General features: G+C 48.9%; 16 protein-coding genes. 14 read left to right on the top strand and 2 right to left on the bottom strand.

The window, feature by feature from the left end; translation table 11 throughout:
* The first annotated feature begins 69 nt into the window (after positions 1 to 69).
* The 13 genes from aroC (at position 70) to WMO29_RS06100 (ending at position 15516) form a co-directional block, all read left to right on the top strand.
* Positions 70 to 1170: a chorismate synthase gene (gene aroC, locus WMO29_RS06160; RefSeq protein WP_178039374.1), complete on the top strand. Its 1101-nt coding sequence runs from the start codon at positions 70 to 72 to the stop codon at positions 1168 to 1170.
* 156 nt (positions 1171 to 1326) lie between these two features.
* On the top strand, positions 1327 to 2460 hold the full coding sequence (gene tgt / locus WMO29_RS06155; RefSeq protein WP_178039375.1) for a tRNA guanosine(34) transglycosylase Tgt: 1134 nt from the start codon (positions 1327 to 1329) through the stop codon (positions 2458 to 2460).
* Between the two features lie 123 nt (positions 2461 to 2583).
* Positions 2584 to 2886 carry a preprotein translocase subunit YajC gene (gene yajC, locus WMO29_RS06150; RefSeq protein WP_435391114.1) on the top strand — a complete coding sequence of 101 codons (303 nt, stop codon included), beginning with the start codon at positions 2584 to 2586 and terminating at the stop codon, positions 2884 to 2886.
* A complete protein-coding gene (gene gpmI / locus WMO29_RS06145) occupies positions 2879 to 4423 on the top strand; it encodes a 2,3-bisphosphoglycerate-independent phosphoglycerate mutase (RefSeq protein WP_349164191.1) in 1545 nt (514 codons plus the stop codon). The genes yajC and gpmI overlap by 8 nt, the downstream gene beginning before the upstream one ends.
* Before the next feature lie 2 nt (positions 4424 to 4425).
* Positions 4426 to 4662: a preprotein translocase subunit SecG gene (secG, locus tag WMO29_RS06140; protein WP_158362216.1), complete on the top strand. Its 237-nt coding sequence runs from the start codon at positions 4426 to 4428 to the stop codon at positions 4660 to 4662.
* 256 nt (positions 4663 to 4918) lie between these two features.
* The gene (gene rnr / locus WMO29_RS06135; RefSeq protein ID WP_349164190.1) at positions 4919 to 7051 is read left to right on the top strand and encodes a ribonuclease R; all 2133 of its coding nucleotides are present in this window, start codon (positions 4919 to 4921) and stop codon (positions 7049 to 7051) included.
* A gap of 142 nt (positions 7052 to 7193) precedes the next feature.
* On the top strand, positions 7194 to 7661 hold the full coding sequence (smpB, locus tag WMO29_RS06130) for an SsrA-binding protein SmpB (RefSeq protein ID WP_178038188.1): 468 nt from the start codon (positions 7194 to 7196) through the stop codon (positions 7659 to 7661).
* A gap of 25 nt (positions 7662 to 7686) precedes the next feature.
* Complete coding sequence (locus WMO29_RS06125) at positions 7687 to 8022, top strand: hypothetical protein (RefSeq protein WP_178038189.1); 336 nt, start codon at positions 7687 to 7689, stop codon at positions 8020 to 8022.
* Between the two features lie 4 nt (positions 8023 to 8026).
* Positions 8027 to 8377 carry a VapD family protein gene (vapD, locus tag WMO29_RS06120; protein WP_178038190.1) on the top strand — a complete coding sequence of 117 codons (351 nt, stop codon included), beginning with the start codon at positions 8027 to 8029 and terminating at the stop codon, positions 8375 to 8377.
* Between the two features lie 123 nt (positions 8378 to 8500).
* Positions 8501 to 11854 (top strand): UvrD-helicase domain-containing protein, encoded by a 3354-nt coding sequence (locus WMO29_RS06115; protein WP_349164189.1) that lies wholly within the window; start codon positions 8501 to 8503, stop codon positions 11852 to 11854.
* The gene (recQ, locus tag WMO29_RS06110) at positions 11851 to 13698 is read left to right on the top strand and encodes a DNA helicase RecQ (protein WP_349164188.1); all 1848 of its coding nucleotides are present in this window, start codon (positions 11851 to 11853) and stop codon (positions 13696 to 13698) included. Before WMO29_RS06115 ends, recQ begins: the two co-directional genes overlap by 4 nt.
* A 244-nt stretch (positions 13699 to 13942) precedes the next feature.
* Positions 13943 to 14593 carry a methylenetetrahydrofolate reductase C-terminal domain-containing protein gene (locus WMO29_RS06105; protein WP_158362228.1) on the top strand — a complete coding sequence of 217 codons (651 nt, stop codon included), beginning with the start codon at positions 13943 to 13945 and terminating at the stop codon, positions 14591 to 14593.
* Positions 14593 to 15516: a methylenetetrahydrofolate reductase gene (locus tag WMO29_RS06100; protein WP_158362230.1), complete on the top strand. Its 924-nt coding sequence runs from the start codon at positions 14593 to 14595 to the stop codon at positions 15514 to 15516. Before WMO29_RS06105 ends, WMO29_RS06100 begins: the two co-directional genes overlap by 1 nt.
* A gap of 118 nt (positions 15517 to 15634) precedes the next feature.
* On the opposite strand, the gene WMO29_RS06095 is transcribed toward WMO29_RS06100, so the two are convergent.
* A complete protein-coding gene (locus WMO29_RS06095; protein ID WP_349164187.1) occupies positions 15635 to 15940 on the bottom strand; it encodes an AzlD domain-containing protein in 306 nt (101 codons plus the stop codon).
* Positions 15937 to 16686, bottom strand: coding sequence for an AzlC family ABC transporter permease (locus tag WMO29_RS06090; protein ID WP_349164186.1), 750 nt, complete (start codon positions 16684 to 16686; stop codon positions 15937 to 15939). Before WMO29_RS06090 ends, WMO29_RS06095 begins: the two co-directional genes overlap by 4 nt.
* 108 nt (positions 16687 to 16794) lie before the next feature.
* Between WMO29_RS06090 and WMO29_RS06085 the strand changes: the two genes are divergently transcribed.
* Positions 16795 to 17676, top strand: coding sequence for a LysR family transcriptional regulator (locus WMO29_RS06085; RefSeq protein ID WP_349164185.1), 882 nt, complete (start codon positions 16795 to 16797; stop codon positions 17674 to 17676).
* The last annotated feature ends 27 nt before the right edge of the window (positions 17677 to 17703 follow it).

Raw genomic sequence — 17703 nt, 5'->3', positions numbered from 1 at the left:
TCATACGAAATATAAGATAAGAAGCGGAAGCTTTACGGAAGACCGCTATCAGAAGGGAAAGAGGAAAAAATGGCAGGATCGATTTATGGCAAGCATTTTGCAATCTCTACCTGGGGGGAATCCCATGGAAAAGGAGTAGGCGTAGTAATTGACGGCTGTCCGGCAGGACTGCCTTTATGCGAAGCGGATATTCAGGAATATCTTAACCGGAGAAAACCCGGACAATCTCAGTTTACAACCAGCAGAACCGAAGGAGATAAGGCGGAAATTCTTTCCGGTGTTTTTGAGGGACGGACAACAGGAACTCCAATTTCGATTCTGGTAGCCAATACTTCCCAGCGTTCACAGGATTACAGCGAAATCGCGTCTTATTATCGTCCGGGACATGCGGATTATACTTTTGATATGAAGTATGGTTTTCGGGATTACCGGGGCGGCGGACGTTCCTCGGGACGTGAGACCATCGGGCGCGTGGCCGCAGGAGCTGTGGCGGCGAAGATTCTGAAGGAACTGGGCATTACGGTCTGTGCCTATACCCGATCCATCGGACCTGTGGAAATAGATGAGAAGCAGTTTGACATGGAAGAAATTCAGAAGAATTCTTTCTATATGCCGGATAAAGAGGCAGCAGAAAAGGCGGGAGAATACACGGGACAGTGTATGGAAGAAAAGGATTCCGTCGGCGGCGTAGTGGAATGTATCGTAGACGGCATGCCCACAGGTGTCGGCGAGCCCTGCTTTGAAAAGCTGGACGCGAATCTGGCCAAGGCGGTTCTGTCGATTGGGGCAGTGAAAGGTTTTGAAATTGGAAGCGGCTTCGCGGCAGCGAAGGCCCGCGGAAAGCAGAACAACGATCCCTTTGTAAATCATGGAAATGGTATTGAAAAGGAATCTAACCATGCAGGCGGCACGCTGGGCGGTATCAGCGATGGAAGCCGAATTGTGCTTCGCGCTGCCGTGAAACCCACATCTTCCATTGCAGCGCAGCAGCATACCGTGAACCAGAAAGGGGAAAATATCGAAATCAGCGTGAAAGGTCGTCACGATCCGGTGATTGTGCCGCGCGCGGTAGTTGTGGTAGAGGCCATGACTGCGCTGACAATTGTGGACGCGCTGATGGAGGGCATGAGCGCCCGTATGGATTTTATAGAGAAAATTTGGGGACGATAAGATGGGACAGAAAGCCGACGAGGCGGCGCTTATACGGGTCAGGTGAAGCGGGATACCTTCCGGAGATTCATATATACAAGCCCCATGGCGGCAGCGGGAGATGCCCATGTACCATAAGGTGATTGAAGAATTAAAAGCGAGAGGTTTGAAATAAGTATGTATAAAATATTAAAGAAAGACGGCCGCGCCAAGCGTGCCGAATTTACAACTGTACACGGTACGGTACAGACGCCGGTGTTCATGAATGTGGGAACCGTGGCGGCCATTAAGGGCGCGGTAGCCACCTCCGATCTGGAGCAGATCGGAACCCAGATCGAGCTTTCCAACACCTATCATCTCCATGTGAGACCGGGCGACGAGGTGGTGAAGAAGCTGGGCGGACTTCACAAATTTATGTCCTGGGACAAGCCGATTCTGACAGATTCCGGCGGATTTCAGGTATTTTCTCTGTCCTCCTTACGCAAAATAAAGGAAGAGGGCGTATATTTTAACTCCCATATTGACGGACGGAAGATTTTCATGGGACCGGAGGAGAGTATGCAGATTCAGTCCAATCTGGCCTCCACCATTGCCATGGCCTTCGACGAGTGCGCTCCGGCCCTGGCGGAGCGGGATTATGTAGAGAAATCCGTGGCCCGCACCACCCGCTGGCTTGCCCGCTGTAAGGCGGAAATGCAGAGGCTGAACAGCCTTCCGGACACCATCAACCAGAACCAGCTGCTGTTTGGAATCAACCAGGGAGCGATTTATGAGGATATCCGGATCGAGCACGCCAAGGAGATTTCTCAGATGGATCTGGACGGCTACGCCATCGGCGGACTGGCAGTAGGCGAGTCCCATGAGGATATGTACCGGATCATCGAGGCGGTGACGCCGTATCTTCCCGAGGACAAGCCCACCTATCTGATGGGCGTGGGAACGCCGGCCAATATCCTGGAGGCGGTAGACCGGGGCGTGGACTTCTTCGACTGCGTATATCCCAGCCGCAACGGACGCCATGGACATCTCTACACCAACCTGGGTAAGATCAATCTGTTCAACGCGAAGTACGAGCTGGATGACCGGCCCATCGAGGAGGGCTGCCAGTGTCCGGCCTGCCGCCGCTACAGCAGGGCCTATATCCGCCATCTGTTAAAGGCGAAGGAGATGCTGGGTATGCGTCTCTGCGTCCTTCATAACCTGTATTTCTACAATACCATGATGACTGAGATCCGGGACGCTATTGACCGGGGCGAGTACCAGGCCTACAAGAAGCGGAAGCTGGACGGCCTGATGAACGGCCAGTCATAAAATCAGCAGAAAACCGCAGAAAATACAGCCGGAATACTTGACCGGAGATCGGGAAGTATGCTAGTATAATAGAAGCGCCCGCAGATAAAAGATAAGAACGGGCATATTTCAGGAGGAATGAACATGAATTTACTTGCAACAGGCAATGCAGCAATGGGATGGGGAACCATCATTCTTTACGTAGTAGTAATCGGAGCATTTATGTATTTTGCAGCTATCCGTCCGCAGAAGAAGGAGCAGAAGCGTCTGAACGCCATGCTTTCTACGATGGAAGTAGGCGATGTAGTCGTAACCACAAGCGGATTTTACGGCGTTCTCATTGACATCACAGAGGACGACGTTATCGTAGAGTTCGGCAGCAACCGCAACTGCAGAATCCCGATGAAGAAAGCAGCGATCGCAGAGGTGGAGAAGAACAATGAGTAAGAAACCGACAGTACTGATGATTCTGGATGGCTATGGTCTGAATGAGAATCCGGAGGGCAATGCCATTGCGATGGCGAAGACTCCGGTTATGGACGGTCTGATGAAGGACTACCCCTTTGTAAAGGGCAATGCCAGCGGACTGGCAGTTGGTCTTCCGGACGGACAGATGGGCAACTCTGAGGTTGGTCATATGAACATGGGTGCGGGACGCATCGTATATCAGGAGTTGACCCGTATCACAAAGGAGATCCAGGATGGAGACTTCTTTGAAAATGAAGCGCTTGTAAAGGCTGTGGAGAACGCGAAAGCAAAGGACTCCGCACTGCACCTGTTCGGACTGGTATCCGACGGCGGCGTACACAGCCACAATACCCATATCTACGGACTGCTGGAGCTGGCAAAGCGCCACGGTCTTACGAAGGTCTATGTACACTGCTTCCTGGATGGCCGTGACACACCGCCCACCTCCGGAAAGGATTTTGTACAGGAGCTGACAGACAAGATGCAGGAGATCGGCGTCGGAGAAGTGGCTTCCGTTATGGGACGTTACTACGCCATGGACCGCGACAACCGCTGGGATCGGGTAGAAAAGGCTTACAACGCCCTGACAAAGGGAGAGGGCAACGAGGCAGCTGACGGCGTCAGTGCTATCGCAGCTTCCTACGCAGAGGGTGTGAACGATGAGTTTGTTCTTCCGGCAGTGGTAAAGAAGGACGGCAAGCCGGTGGCTGTCATTCAGGATGGCGACTCTGTGATCTTCTTCAACTTCCGGCCGGATCGCGCAAGAGAGATTTCCAGAGCGTTCTGCTGTGATGAGTTCGACGGCTTCCCCCGTGAGAAGCGCCTGAATTTGACCTATGTATGCTTTACCGAATATGACGCAACCATTCCGAACAAGCTGGTAGCTTTCCACAAGGTAGAGCTTCACAATACCTTTGGCGAGTATCTGGCAGCTCATAGTATGACACAGGTTCGTATCGCCGAGACAGAGAAGTACGCACATGTAACCTTCTTCTTCAACGGTGGCGTTGAGGAGCCGAACAAGGGCGAGGATCACATTCTTGTGAAGTCTCCGAAGGTAGCAACTTATGACCTGCAGCCCGAAATGAGCGCTCCGGCTGTCTGCGACAAGCTGGTAGAGGCCATTAAGTCTGATAAGTACGATGTGATTATCATCAACTTCGCGAACCCGGATATGGTAGGCCATACCGGTGTGATTCCGGCTGCAGTACAGGCTATTGAGACCGTAGACGGCTGCGTGGGACGCGCGGTTGAGGCAGTGAAAGAGGCAGGCGGTCAGATGTTTATCTGCGCGGATCACGGCAATGCCGAGATGATGATTGATTATAAGACAGGCGAGCCCTGGACAGCACATACCACCAATCCGGTTCCGTTTATTCTGGTAAACGCAGATCCGGCATACGGTCTGAGAGAGAATGGCTGTCTGGCAGATATCATTCCGACGCTCATCGAGCTGATGGGAATGGAGCAGCCGAAAGAGATGACCGGCAAATCTCTGCTGGTTAAGGAGGTTTAAGCATGGGAGTAATCCGAGCTATTTTAATGGTTCTTTTTGTACTGGTGTGTATCGCGCTGACGGTTGTGGTACTGATGCAGGAAGGCAAGTCCAACGGTCTGGGAGCGATTGCAGGCGGCAATTCTTTCTGGGAGCAGAATAAGAGCCGTTCCGCAGAGGGTAAGATTGTACTTGCGACCAAGATTCTGGCAATTGCCTTTATCGTGCTGGCACTGGTACTGAATTTAAATATTTTCTAATCGTTCAGAGTCAGGCAGAATGTCAGATAAAAGTAAGAGCCATGCTTGCATGAGCGAATACTTTTATCTGACATTCTATCTGGCGGATACGCTAGACCGAGGAAATGCGCAGCATTTTCGAGGTTGACTCTGAAGAACTTACGAAAGATAAAGCACTCCCGGGATGACCGTGGGTGCTTTCTGCGTTATGGCAATGAGGCATGCGTCCGGAAGTTCAGGTCTGCATGCCGGATTTACGTAATATGCCGGAGGAATTATGGCAGACAAGACATTTGAAGAGCGAAAGAAAATTATATATGATTTTATCAATGATCCGCGCTATGTGCCCATGAAGCAGAAGGAGCTGGCGATCATCCTGCAGGTGGAGAAGAGGGACCGGGAGGAATTGAATAAAGTTCTGGATGAACTTCTCGCCGAAGGAAAAATCTCGTTGTCCAAGCGGGGGCGCTACGGAAAAGCGGAGATCAAAAAAGTGGTCGGCGTGTATACAAGCCATGCCAAGGGCTTCGGTTTTGTATCGGTGGAGGACGAGGAGCAGGATATCTTCATCGGAGAAAATGACGCCGGAGACGCTTTTCTGGGTGATACGGTGGAAGTGGTGATCAAGGGCCATGCAGGGAAACGTCCGGAGGGCGTGATTACAAAGGTTTTGTCACATGGACTCACTGAGGTTATCGGTACCTTTGAGCGCAGCAAGAATTTCGGCTTTGTGGTACCGGATAATCAACGGATTAACCACGATATTTTTATTCCCCTGGAGAAAATCGGTTCGGCAGTCAGCGGGCAAAAGGTTGTGGCCGAAATCACGGATTACGGCAAGGGTCGGAAAAATCCCGAGGGGAAGATTACGCAGGTGCTGGGAGAGGCGGATGATCCGGCTACGGAAGTGCTGGCTATTATGCTGGCTTACAGTATTCCCACGGAGTTTCCGGAGCGGGTGCTGAACCAGGCGGAACGGGTGGCGAAGCCGGTATCAGAGGCGGATCGGGCCGGACGGCTGGATCTGCGGGATGAGGTCTGCGTCACCATCGACGGCGAGGACGCGAAGGATCTGGACGACGCGGTTTCTTTGCGCAGAGAGGGCGACAATTACGTGCTGGGCGTGCATATCGCGGATGTGACCAACTATGTGCAGGAGAACAGCGCCCTCGATCAGGAAGCTCTGGACCGGGGCACCAGCGTCTATCTGGCGGACCGGGTGGTTCCCATGCTGCCGCGCAATCTCTCCAACGGAATCTGCTCTCTGAATGCAGGGGAGGATCGCCTGGCCTTGAGCTGCATCATGACCATTGACGAGAAAGGTAAGATTATCGGCCATACCATTGCGGAGACGGTGATCTGTGTGAATCGCAGACTCAGCTACACAGGGGTACAGAAGGTGCTGGACAATGATCCGGTGGAGACAGCACTCTATCCGGAGCTGGTTCCCATGTTGAAGGAGATGGCGGAGATGTCGGCCCTCCTTCGAAAGCGGAGAAGAAAGCGGGGATCCATAGATTTTGATTTTCCGGAGACGAAGGTGATTTTGGATGAAAAGGGATATCCCATTGATATCAGGCCATATGAACGCAATGCGGCCACCCGTCTGATTGAAGATTTCATGCTGGCGGCCAATGAGACTGTGGCAGAGGATTATTACTGGCAGGCTCAGCCCTTTGTATACCGGATTCATGAGAAGCCGGACAGTGAAAAAATGAGCCGTCTGGGAACCTTTATCCGGAATTTCGGGTACGCGCTTCATACATCGGGCGATGAGATTCATCCGGGCGAGGTACAGAAGCTGCTGGATAAGATTGCAGGGACTCCGGAGGAGGCCATGATCAGCCGCCTGACCCTGCGCTCCATGAAGCAGGCCAAGTACGCCACCGACTGCACCGGACATTTCGGACTGGCAGCTACCCATTACTGTCATTTTACTTCGCCCATCCGGCGGTATCCGGATCTGCAGATTCACCGGATTATCAAGGAGAACCTGCGGGGGCGCTTAAACGGCGACCGGGTGGTACATTACGAGGCGATTCTGCCGGAGGTGGCCAAGCGCTCCAGCGAGCTGGAGCGGCGGGCCGAGGAGGCGGAGCGGGAGACCGTGAAGCTAAAGAAGGTGGAGTACATGGAGCAGCATATCGGCGAAGCGTTTGACGGCGTCATTTCCGGCGTGACAGCTTACGGTCTGTATGTGGAGCTGAACAATACAGTGGAGGGCCTGGTGCATGTGAATTCGCTGACCGACGATTTTTACGAGTATGATGAGGCCGGAAGCGAGCTTCGGGGCGCTCGGACCGGGAAGGTCTGGCGTATCGGTGAGCGGGTGCGTATTCGTGTGAAGGGGACGGATCGGCTGTGCAGGACCATTGATTACGAATTATTATCGACGAAAGATACAGAGTAACGGTTCAGTATGGCCGGAAGAATTGACTGCTGAAGACGTAGGAAAGTGATTTGAGAGTACGAAGCATCCGTGAGGAGCTGCCAGCGGCAAGCCCTTAGGTGTGAGCAGTTATGATACAGAACAGATAGATGAGGAGAACAAGATGGGGAAGGATAATTACAAGTTAGTTGCCAATAACAAGAAGGCATATCACGATTATTTCATCGACGAGACCTACGAGACCGGCATCGCCCTGGCCGGAACCGAGGTAAAGTCGATCCGCATGGGAAAATGCAGCGTCAAGGAGGCCTTTGTCAAGGTGGAAAAGGAGGAGGTATGGGTCTATGGCATGCACATCAGTCCCTACGAGAAGGGCAATATCTTCAACAAAGACCCCTTACGCCCCCGGAAGCTTCTGATGCACAAATATGAAATCCGGAAGATCGCGTCCAAGATGGCCGAAAAAGGCTACACCATGGTGCCCTTAAAGGTATACTTGAAAGGCAGCCTGGTTAAAGTCGAGGTAGGTCTGGCCCGCGGTAAAAAGCTCTACGACAAACGTCAGGACATTGCCAAAAAGGATCAGCGGCGCGAGGCAGAGAAGGAGTTTAAGGTGAAGAATCTCTATTAAAATTCATTGGACGGGAGGTTTTCGGATGCTGAAGATGTTGATTCGGATGGATGAAAAGAAGATTACGGAAGAGAAAACCTATAAGCTGGAGTCAGTCTATCAGACATTGGACCGTTTATTTGCCAAATATGGACTGCTTCGAATGGAAGATACCTCAGGCGCAAGGGTTTACCGGGACAGTGGGAATGAGAATGATTTCGCGTATTTTGGGATCGTTTCAAATATACTATCCGATCAGTCATGGTTTATGAATAATGCAGTGGAATGGATGTTCTATGAGAGTGACGGCTATTTGGATGCTCCAGAGCATTTTAACGAAGAAAATTTTCTGAGAAATTACAGACAGGCGATGAGGGCTTAGCATATTGGAAAGAAAATATGTGAAAGCATTGAATTTTGACCTGGATACATATCAATTAAAAAAGCATTATCCTGGAAATGATTACCATCATGCATATAGTGATCTGCGAAAATTTTTTAGAAAGCATGGATTTCGGCATAGACAGGGGTCCGGATATTTGTCTGTTAATAGAATTACAACCGTAGATATCTATCGGTTAATGAAAGAACTAAGCAGCCAATTGCCGTGGATGGGAGAATGTGTACATAAAATTGATGTTACGAATGTGGGAAACCAGCATGGACTGGTAGAGTTACTGAAGAAAAGTGAGCATTCAGGAAATGAAGCTCCTGAACTCTATACAGAAAAGTACTGACAGAAAAAATGGCGGAGGCTTCCCCTCTGCCATTTTGCGTTTCGTTATCAGTAAATCACAGTAGACAAAATGTTGGAAAAAGTACATAATGAGGAAAAGAGTTTATACGATTAGGAGAAAATTATGGGATTTTTAGATCGCATATTAGGACGTGCCAAAGATAAATTTGACGGAAAGGGCTCAGATTCTCATAAAGGAAATACAACGACAGAAATACGAAATGAAAATTGTAATAGAATACTGGTATTACAGGATACAATTGAAAAGCTTCTGGAGCGAACAGGGTATATAGCAAAAAGTGACTATGCAGATATATATTCTCAATATACGGAAGTAATAGATTTTTTTGGAGTTTTGCAAAAAGGCGGGGTGCTTTCTGATTTCTGCCGGGCAAACCGTGTAAAAGAAGCAGAAATAAGCTGTATATTAGAAAGATATACGCATTTGGAAACCTATGTGGAAGAGCATAACGAACATTATGTCTCAAAGATGTTGGCTCAGGAAAAAGATTATTTGGACAATATTTTGAAGGAAGTGGATCCGAATGTTATCCTGGATAAAGATCAAAGAAAAGTTGTTTTGACAGATGAAGACTATTCTCTTGTGATTGCTGGTGCAGGTGCTGGGAAAACAACCACAGTTGCAGCGAAAGTAAAATATTTGGTTGAAAAAGGAAAAATAGATCCCTCTCAGATTCTGGTTATTTCTTTTACCAATAAGGCTGTGAATGAACTGAAAGATAAAATTCAGAAAGGACTTCATATTGAGTGCCCGATCGCAACCTTTCATTCTACTGGAAATGCGATTATACATAAGCATTCCCCGGAGGAAACCATGACAATTGTGGATAATTCAAAAATGTATTTTGTACTCCGGGATTATTTTAGAAATTCTCTGCTGAAAAATGAAAGTATTGTCAATAAACTCATTATGTTTTTTGCAACTTATTTTGATGCGCCGTATGAGGGGAATGAACTGAATGGTTTTTTCAATCATATCGCCAAAGCAAATTACTCAACCTTGCGCAGTGATTTGGAAAACTTTAAAAGAGAGGTGATTGATGCAAGAACAAAAAAATCAGTCACGATTCAAAATGAGATTTTACGTTCGTATCAGGAAGTTGAAATCGCAAATTTCCTGTATCTGAATAACATTGATTATGAATACGAACCGACATATCCGTATTATATTGCATTTTCCAGGAAGCCTTATACACCGGATTTTGCAATTCTACAGGGAGATAATCAGGTTTATCTTGAACATTTCGGGATTTCAGAAGATGGTAAAAATGACAGATATAGTGATGAAGAATTGGAATGTTATAAAAAAGCGGTAAATGATAAGATTATGCTCCACAGAAAACATGGAACAAAGCTTATTTATACATTTTCAAGTTATAAGGATAATCGAAGTCTGATTGAGCATCTGAAAGAAAAATTAGAGGTGTGCGGGATAGAATTAAGGCCAAGGAATAACAAAGAAGTGATGGAACAGCTTGTTGCGGGGGAAGAAAACCGGTACATCCGTAAGCTTCTGAGCCTGATTTGCCGTTTTATATCCAATTTTAAGGTAAATGGATATGGAAGCGATGAATTTGCACGGATGTATCATTCGACAACAAATGTGAGAAGTAAGTTATTTCTGGATATTTGCCAGGAGTGTTATCTGGAATATGACAGATGGCTAAAGACAAACAAAGCAGTTGATTTCGAAGATATGATAAATGAATCTGCAAGGCTATTAAATGAAGTAAAGGAAATGAAGCAGAAGCTTGATTTTAAATATATAATTGTGGATGAATATCAGGATATTTCAAGACAGAGGTTTGATTTGACAAAAGCGCTGTCGGAAGTAACGGATGCTAAAATTATAGCGGTGGGTGATGACTGGCAGTCCATCTATGCCTTTAGTGGTTCTGATATTACACTGTTTACAAAATTTGCTGAGAAAATGGGATATGCTAAAATGCTTAAAATAGTAAGAACCTACCGAAATTCTCAGGAAGTAATAGATATCGCAGGCAATTTTATTCAAAAAAACAGTGCGCAAATAAAGAAGCAATTGATTTCGCCCAAAACGATTGAAGATCCGGTGATTATTTATACCTATGACAGCCGAAGAAAAGAGGTAAATGCGGACAGAAGAACAGGAGCAAACTACGCACTGGCAAATGCAGTTCAGACAGCCCTCGATCATATCGTAATAAGCAGAAAAAAAGAAGGAAAAAAGGCGGGAACAATTCTGCTGATTGGCAGATTCGGTTTTGACGGAGACCAATTGGAACGGACAGGACTATTTGAGTTTGTAAGGCGTGGGGATAAAGTAAAAAGCGTAAAATATCCGAATTTGAAAATCGTATTTATGACGGCACATTCATCAAAGGGGCTTGGTTATGATGATGTTATTATCATTAACGGAAAAAATGAAACCTATGGATTTCCTGCTAAAATAGAGGACGATCCGGTTCTTGGATTTGTAATCAAAGGGGATCATTCCATTGATTACGCAGAGGAAAGGCGGCTTTTTTATGTGGCAATGACAAGAACCAAGAATCGTGTATATTTTGTGGCACCAGAAAGCAATCCCTCGGAGTTTCTGCTTGAATTGAAGAGAGATTATAAAAATATTAAATTGGAAGGAGAATGGAACGAAGAAGCAGAGAGGCGAATAGATCGAAAGGTATGTCCGATATGTGGATATCCTTTACAACTGAAGTATAAAAGAGCATATGGGCTCCGACTGTATATTTGTACAAATGAACCTGAAGTGTGTGGTTTCATGACAAATGATTGTAATGGCGGAAAACTGTCCATTCAAAAATGTGACAAATGCAGAGATGGTTATCTGATTATAAAACCGGGAAAAGATGCGAGTCAGAAAAAAGATTATTTTTTGGGATGTACTAATTACAGAAAGGATGGAAGAGGATGCGACCGAACAATCAGTAAAAAAGCATTTTATGATCAAATGGGATATACTCCGGACGTAGAGGAAAAAAATGATAAAAACGATGAAATACTTGTGCAGAATAGAAAATGTACGGAGGTAAAAGTAAGAAAACAGATACAGGCAGATATAGCAGATGTGAAAATAGAAAAAGTAAATATGGAATCGGTTACGCTAAAAGGGCTAGATTTGAATGACGTGGTTTATACAGTATTGACAGCGGTACAGAATATGAGCCGTTCCAAATATTATGGAGTTACAATGCTTACGGATATTTTGAAAGGACACCAGTCGGAGCGTATACAACAGAACAATCTGAATGAAATACCGGAGTATGGAGCGTTGAAGGATATGACTCGAAATGAGATACAGGCAGTGGTGGAATGGCTGATTGAAATACATATGCTATTGAAGACAAAAGGGCAATATCCCGTACTTCATCTTACCTATGATGGCTTACACTACTCAGAAAAAATGACAGTAAAGAAACTGGAAGAACTAAAAAGCTATATGGAAGGAAAGAAAGTATGAAACCAACCGAAGTTTTAAAAAACTATTTCGGCTATGATACCTTCCGCCCCGGGCAGGAGGAGATTATTGAGGCGATCTTAAATGGCAGGGACGCGATGGCGATTATGCCGACGGGAGCGGGAAAGTCGGTGTGCTATCAGGTGCCGGCGCTGCTGCTGCCGGGGATTACCCTGGTGGTGTCGCCGTTGATTTCACTGATGCAGGATCAGGTGAAGGCGCTCAATGACGTCGGAGTACATGCGGCGTTTATCAATTCAGCGCTGACAGAAGGACAGATTCGAAAGGCCCTTTCCCTGGCGGCCCAGGGTGTATACAAGATTATCTATGTGGCCCCGGAACGGCTGGAAAGCTGGGAGTTTCTGGATTTTGCCACACATACGGAGATTTCCATGGTGACTGTGGACGAGGCCCACTGCATCTCCCAGTGGGGGCAGGATTTTCGGCCCAGCTATGTGAAAATCGTGGATTTTATCCGAAAGCTGGGAAGACGGCCGGTGGTCAGCGCCTTTACGGCCACAGCCACTGAAAACGTGCGGGATGATATCCTGCGAACCTTGCAACTGGCCAACCCGAACGTGGTTGTGACCGGCTTTGACCGGGAAAACCTCTATTACAGTGTAGAGCATATCCGGAAAAAGGATGATTTTATCCTGGACTACATAGAAAAGCACCCGTCGGACAGCGGCATTATTTACTGCGCCACCCGGAAAAATGTGGACAAGCTTTACGAAGAACTGTTCAAGCGGGGCGTGGCGGTGACGCGCTATCACGCGGGTCTTGGCGGCGCGGAACGGAAGAAAAATCAGGAGGATTTTATCTATGACCGGGCGCCAGTCGTCGTTGCCACTAACGCTTTCGGCATGGGCATCGACAAATCCAATGTGCGTTTTGTGATTCACTACAACATGCCTCAGAGCATGGAAAATTATTACCAGGAGGCGGGGCGCGCCGGACGGGACGGCGAACCGGCCCAGTGTATTCTCTTATTTTCACCACAGGACATGATGATCAATCGATTTTTACTGGAGCAGAAGGATTTTTCCGAGCTGACCGGAGAAGAGGCGCGGTTGATTCGCCAGCGGGATACCAGGAGACTTCAGACCATGGAGCAGTACTGCCGGGGTACGGGATGCCTGAGAAACTATATTTTACAGTATTTCGGAGAAGAGACGGAAGACCCCTGTGAAAACTGTGGCAACTGCCACCGGGAATACACGGAGATCGACCTGACCGAGGAAGCCAGGCAGGTGGTGAAATGCGTGACGGAGACCCGCGGACGTTACGGCATTCAGATTGTCATCGGCACATTGCTTGGAGCCAACCGGGTCAGACTGCGGGAGTTGGGAATGATGAACTATGAATCCTACGGAAGCCTGAAGGAGAAAAAAGAAGCGGATCTGCGCGCTCTGATTAGCCAGATGGTAAGCGAAGGGTATCTGCGCCAGACCGAGGAACAGTACAGTGTCCTGAAGCTGGGGGATACCGCGCCGCTTATGAAGGAGGATGCCCGGGTCATGCTGCGGACCTGGAAGGCGAAGGAGCCGGAGAAAAAGAAGAAGACGGCCAAAGTTAAGAGTACGGACGGCCTGACCAGTGCAGGAAGTGAGCTGTTCGAGGTTCTGCGAAAACTCCGCATGGAGATAGCCCGGGAAAATGGGGTGCCGCCCTATATCGTTTTCAACGATAAGACGCTGATCGATATGTGTGTGAAGCTGCCCGCCACGGAAGAGGAATTTCTGGAGGTCTCAGGCGTGGGAGAAAATAAGCGGAAGAAGTACGGAAGACAGTTTCTGGATGCGATTGCGGAGTTTCAACAGGAGAAAGAAGAAAAAGCAGAGGCATAGAGAGGATAGATCATAGCCTGAGCTTGCAAATCAGGCAAAGTTGTTAAAAACAAAAATGTTATAAAGTGTTATGATATGAAAATAATGATGTTATAAAAATGATATTTTCTGTTAAAAAAAGAAAATTACGGGTTGATTTTTGTGGGAAATGTATTAAAATAGAAATAGGTTCTTCGGGCAGAAGTGACTTTCAAAAAGGAAAGCCTCCCGTGGACAAACACCCGAATTTTAAGGAGAGGATATCATGATTATCACACAGAAAAAGCCCATCGATGAATTGATGGCGATGCTCGGAGACGCGCAGAAGATTGCGATTCTGGGCTGCGGAAGCTGCGCGACCGCATGCGCGACCGGCGGTGAGAAGGAAGTAGCAGAACTGAAAGCGTATCTGGAATCTAAGGGAAAGACCGTAGTAGCCACGAATATGGCAGATTACTGCTGTATGAATATGGGCGTGAAGACAGCCATGAAGAAGCTGAACGCGGCAGGACCGGACGCCGTAGTCTGTATGTCCTGCGGCGACGGCGTGCAGGTGGCGGCAGCCCACAGCCCGTCCGCGCCGGTTTATCCGTCCAATAATACCATGTTCTTAGGTGAGGCTGTTCGTTTCGGTCTCTTTGAGGAAGCCTGTCATCTGTGCGGAGACTGTGTGCTGGGAACCACCGGAGGCATCTGCCCCATTTCCCGTTGCGCCAAGTCTCTGGTAAACGGTCCCTGCGGCGGACAGAAGAACGGCAAGTGCGAGGTGAATCCGGACAATGACTGCGCATGGATTATGATTTACAAACGTCTGGAGTCTCTGGGAAGACTGGATCTCCTGACAAAGAGAAGACCGGACAAAGGATACGCAAAGGTATCTTATCCGAGAACAATTAATATCAGGGGGAATAAATAATGGGAATGTTAGAGAAAGCGCTGGAAGGCGGTAAATTCGGTGTAACCGTTGAGATGGCTCCCCCGAAGGGATATGATTTTACAGAGCAGCTTGCAGTAGCAGAGCTTCTGAAGGGCAAGGTTCACGGCGTGAACGTAACCGATATGCAGTCAGCCTGTCTGAAGGCTTCCTCCCTTGGTCTTTGTATCAAGCTGAAGGAAGCAGGGCTGGAGCCCATCGTACAGGTTACCGGACGTGACAGAAGCCGTATGGGTATCATGGGCGATATGCTCTCCGCAGCGGCATTCGGTATCGATACCATGCTGGCTCTGACTGGAGACCATCCGACCGTAGGCGACTGCAAGGAGTCCAAGCCGGTCTACGATCTGGATTCCGTAGGTATCCTGCATATGCTGACTTATATGGAAGCTACCGGAAAGGACTGCGGCGGCAATGATCTGGATAATGCGCCCACCTTCTATAAGGGGGCTGCGGTAACTCCGGTTTATGATCCGCTTCCGCTGCAGATTAACAAGCTGCGCCAGAAGGTAGACGCAGGCGCACAGTACATCCAGACCCAGGGTATCTTTGATATCGAAGGCCTGAAGCGTTTCATGGATGAGGTGGATAAGGCAAACATCCATACCCACATCATGGCAGGTATCATCCCGCTGAAGGCAGCTGGTATGGCGAAATACATGAATGAGAACGTACCGGGTATCGCAGTACCCCAGGATATGATTGACCGTCTCTCCGCTGCGGCAGCAGAGGGCAAGGAGAAGGGCGTTAAGGGACTGCCCACACAGCTTGGTATCGAGATGGCTGCCGAGATGATCGCGAAGATCAAGGACGAGGGCATCTGCGACGGCGTACATATCATGGCTATCGGCGCAGAGAAGAATGTGCCGAAGATTCTGGAAAAGGCCGGAATTACCATTGAGTAAGCATCCGGATAAGATTTAAGGGGAAAAGAGAAGGTATGAGATAAAAGGGCTGAGGCGGTTTAAAACTGCCTCAGCCCTTTCGGCTACGCGAAATAAGAAAGGTTACGTAGAAGTAAGCTTACAAAAAGAACTCCGTCACAAATACTACGGCGCAGCAGATGACTGCTACGGGCAGCAGTCCCGCGCCCATCCAGGCGGCGGCAATGCCGATGACGAGGGCCAGCGCTCCGGCGATGGGAGACTGGGTGGCGCGGATGATGGCCGGAAAGGTCATGACGGCCAGAGTTACGTAAGGCACATAGTAGAGAAAGGACTGGAGAAACTGATTTTCCAGCGGCTTTCGAATCAGGGTCAGCGGCAGCACGCGGATTGTGTAGGATACGGCGGCCATAATCAGGATGTAGATGTAAATATTATGGGTCATGAGTGGGAAACTCCTTTCTCAGCAGTTTTTTCAGCAGTGTTTTCTTTGGGAACCGGGAACAAAAGCGCGGCTCCGGCGGAAATCACGACCGTCAGGATAATGGTGCGGGTACCGTCCGACAGGGTGCTGATCCACGGCAGAACCGAGCAGGCGAAGCTTGCGGCGAAGGACAGGGCCACCAGAACAGCCACCACCTTATTTTTCCGGGCAGGCGGGATGATCACAGCCAGGAACATGCCGAAGAGGGCCACGCTTAAGGCGCTGACCACGCGCTCCGGTAAAATGTTGCCTGCAATGATGCCAAGGGATGTGCCGATGGACCAGCCGGGCATTGCCATGAGCATGGCACCGTAGGTATAATAGGGATTCAGATATCCGGGGCGTGCAATGGCGATGCCAAAAAGCTCGTCTGTGATATCAAAGCCCATCAAAAGGCGGTGTCCCAGAGAAAGTCCGGGCTCCAGCCGCTGGCTCATGGCGCAGCTCATCAGAAGATAGCGGGCGTTGGTAATCAGAGTCACAATGGCGATTTCCGCGTAAGCGGCATTGGCAGCGATGACCGTGATGCCGGCGTATTCACCAGCGGACGCGTTATTTAAAATGCTAATCAGAAATCCCTGAAAGGCATTGAGACCTGCGTTCCGCGCGGTGATGCCAAGCGAAAATGCCACAGCCAGATAGCCGAGGCCGATGGGAATGCCGTCCCGCATGCCGAGCCGGAATCCCTGGGCTTTACTTTCTTTCATAAGATAATTCCTCCCTTTTGTAGCTTGCTTTATTTTATCAGTTCTCTTTACATAAGTAAAATGAATGATTATAATAAAAACATAAGTTAAACTGATGGAGAGAACCATATGATATCGCGATACGGAATTTTCTGTAAAATCATAGAAACGGGGAGCTTTACGAAGACGGCGGAGCTTTTGGGTTATTCCCAGAGCGCGGTGAGCCAGACGATCAAGGCGCTGGAGCAGGAGACGGGGACAACGCTCATTAACCGGCGAAAGGACGGAACGCTGCTGACGGTGGACGGCGCGGCTTATCTGCCTTATTTTCAGCAGATTTACCAGGCGGAGGAGGCGCTTGAGCGGAAGGAACGGGAAATGCGGGGGCTGGAAAACAGTGTTATCCAAATCGGAACCTTTACCAGTGTCAGCCGAAATCTGCTGCCGGAGCTTATGAGGGAGTTTAAAAAAAAGTACCCGGGTACGCGCTTTGTGCTGCAGCAGGGGGAGTACACGAATATTGCAGGCTGGGTGCGGGATGGAAGCATTGACTTTGGCTTCGTGAATGCCGAGGCGGTGCCGGACATGGAGGTCAGCGTCCTGTACCGGGACGAGATGGTGGCGGTACTGCCAGAGGAACATCCGCTGGCCGGGCAGAAAGATGTTTCGCTTGCGGAGCTTGGCAGAGAACCCTTTATCCTGTTGGATGAGGGCGAATACAGTGTGCCGGAGCGGGCATTCGCGAAGCTTCAGATCGAGCCGCGGATCGAATACAAGGTATACGATGACTATTCGATTCTGGCCATGATCCGTCAGGGTCTGGGCGTGTCGATTCTGTATCGGCTGGTGCTGGAGGGCTTCGAGGATGGGCTGGAGCTGCGCCCAATCCGGGAACGGCTGGAGCGGCCGGTGGCGCTTTTGTGGCGAAACTGGGAAACCATGCCTTTTGCGGCCAGGCGCTTCGCTTCTTTTGTAAAAGAGGCTTGTGTGGAGCACGGAAAACCGTTATAATAAGCCCCATACAAGAGACCTGTGCAG

The organism is Laedolimicola intestinihominis, from assembly GCF_040096155.1.
GTDB classification, from domain to species: domain Bacteria; phylum Bacillota; class Clostridia; order Lachnospirales; family Lachnospiraceae; genus Laedolimicola; species Laedolimicola intestinihominis.
This window is presented reverse-complemented; position numbering and strand designations above follow the sequence as displayed.

Coding starts and splice junctions, on each gene's coding strand:
- aroC (WP_178039374.1), top strand. CDS start 70: ATGGCAGGATCGATTTATGGCAAGCATTTTGCAATCTCTACCTGGGGG.
- tgt (WP_178039375.1), top strand. CDS start 1,327: ATGTATAAAATATTAAAGAAAGACGGCCGCGCCAAGCGTGCCGAATTT.
- yajC (WP_435391114.1), top strand. CDS start 2,584: ATGAATTTACTTGCAACAGGCAATGCAGCAATGGGATGGGGAACCATC.
- gpmI (WP_349164191.1), top strand. CDS start 2,879: ATGAGTAAGAAACCGACAGTACTGATGATTCTGGATGGCTATGGTCTG.
- secG (WP_158362216.1), top strand. CDS start 4,426: ATGGGAGTAATCCGAGCTATTTTAATGGTTCTTTTTGTACTGGTGTGT.
- rnr (WP_349164190.1), top strand. CDS start 4,919: ATGGCAGACAAGACATTTGAAGAGCGAAAGAAAATTATATATGATTTT.
- smpB (WP_178038188.1), top strand. CDS start 7,194: ATGGGGAAGGATAATTACAAGTTAGTTGCCAATAACAAGAAGGCATAT.
- WMO29_RS06125 (WP_178038189.1), top strand. CDS start 7,687: ATGCTGAAGATGTTGATTCGGATGGATGAAAAGAAGATTACGGAAGAG.
- WMO29_RS06115 (WP_349164189.1), top strand. CDS start 8,501: ATGGGATTTTTAGATCGCATATTAGGACGTGCCAAAGATAAATTTGAC.
- recQ (WP_349164188.1), top strand. CDS start 11,851: ATGAAACCAACCGAAGTTTTAAAAAACTATTTCGGCTATGATACCTTC.
- WMO29_RS06105 (WP_158362228.1), top strand. CDS start 13,943: ATGATTATCACACAGAAAAAGCCCATCGATGAATTGATGGCGATGCTC.
- WMO29_RS06100 (WP_158362230.1), top strand. CDS start 14,593: ATGGGAATGTTAGAGAAAGCGCTGGAAGGCGGTAAATTCGGTGTAACC.
- WMO29_RS06095 (WP_349164187.1), bottom strand. CDS start 15,940: ATGACCCATAATATTTACATCTACATCCTGATTATGGCCGCCGTATCC.
- WMO29_RS06090 (WP_349164186.1), bottom strand. CDS start 16,686: ATGAAAGAAAGTAAAGCCCAGGGATTCCGGCTCGGCATGCGGGACGGC.
- WMO29_RS06085 (WP_349164185.1), top strand. CDS start 16,795: ATGATATCGCGATACGGAATTTTCTGTAAAATCATAGAAACGGGGAGC.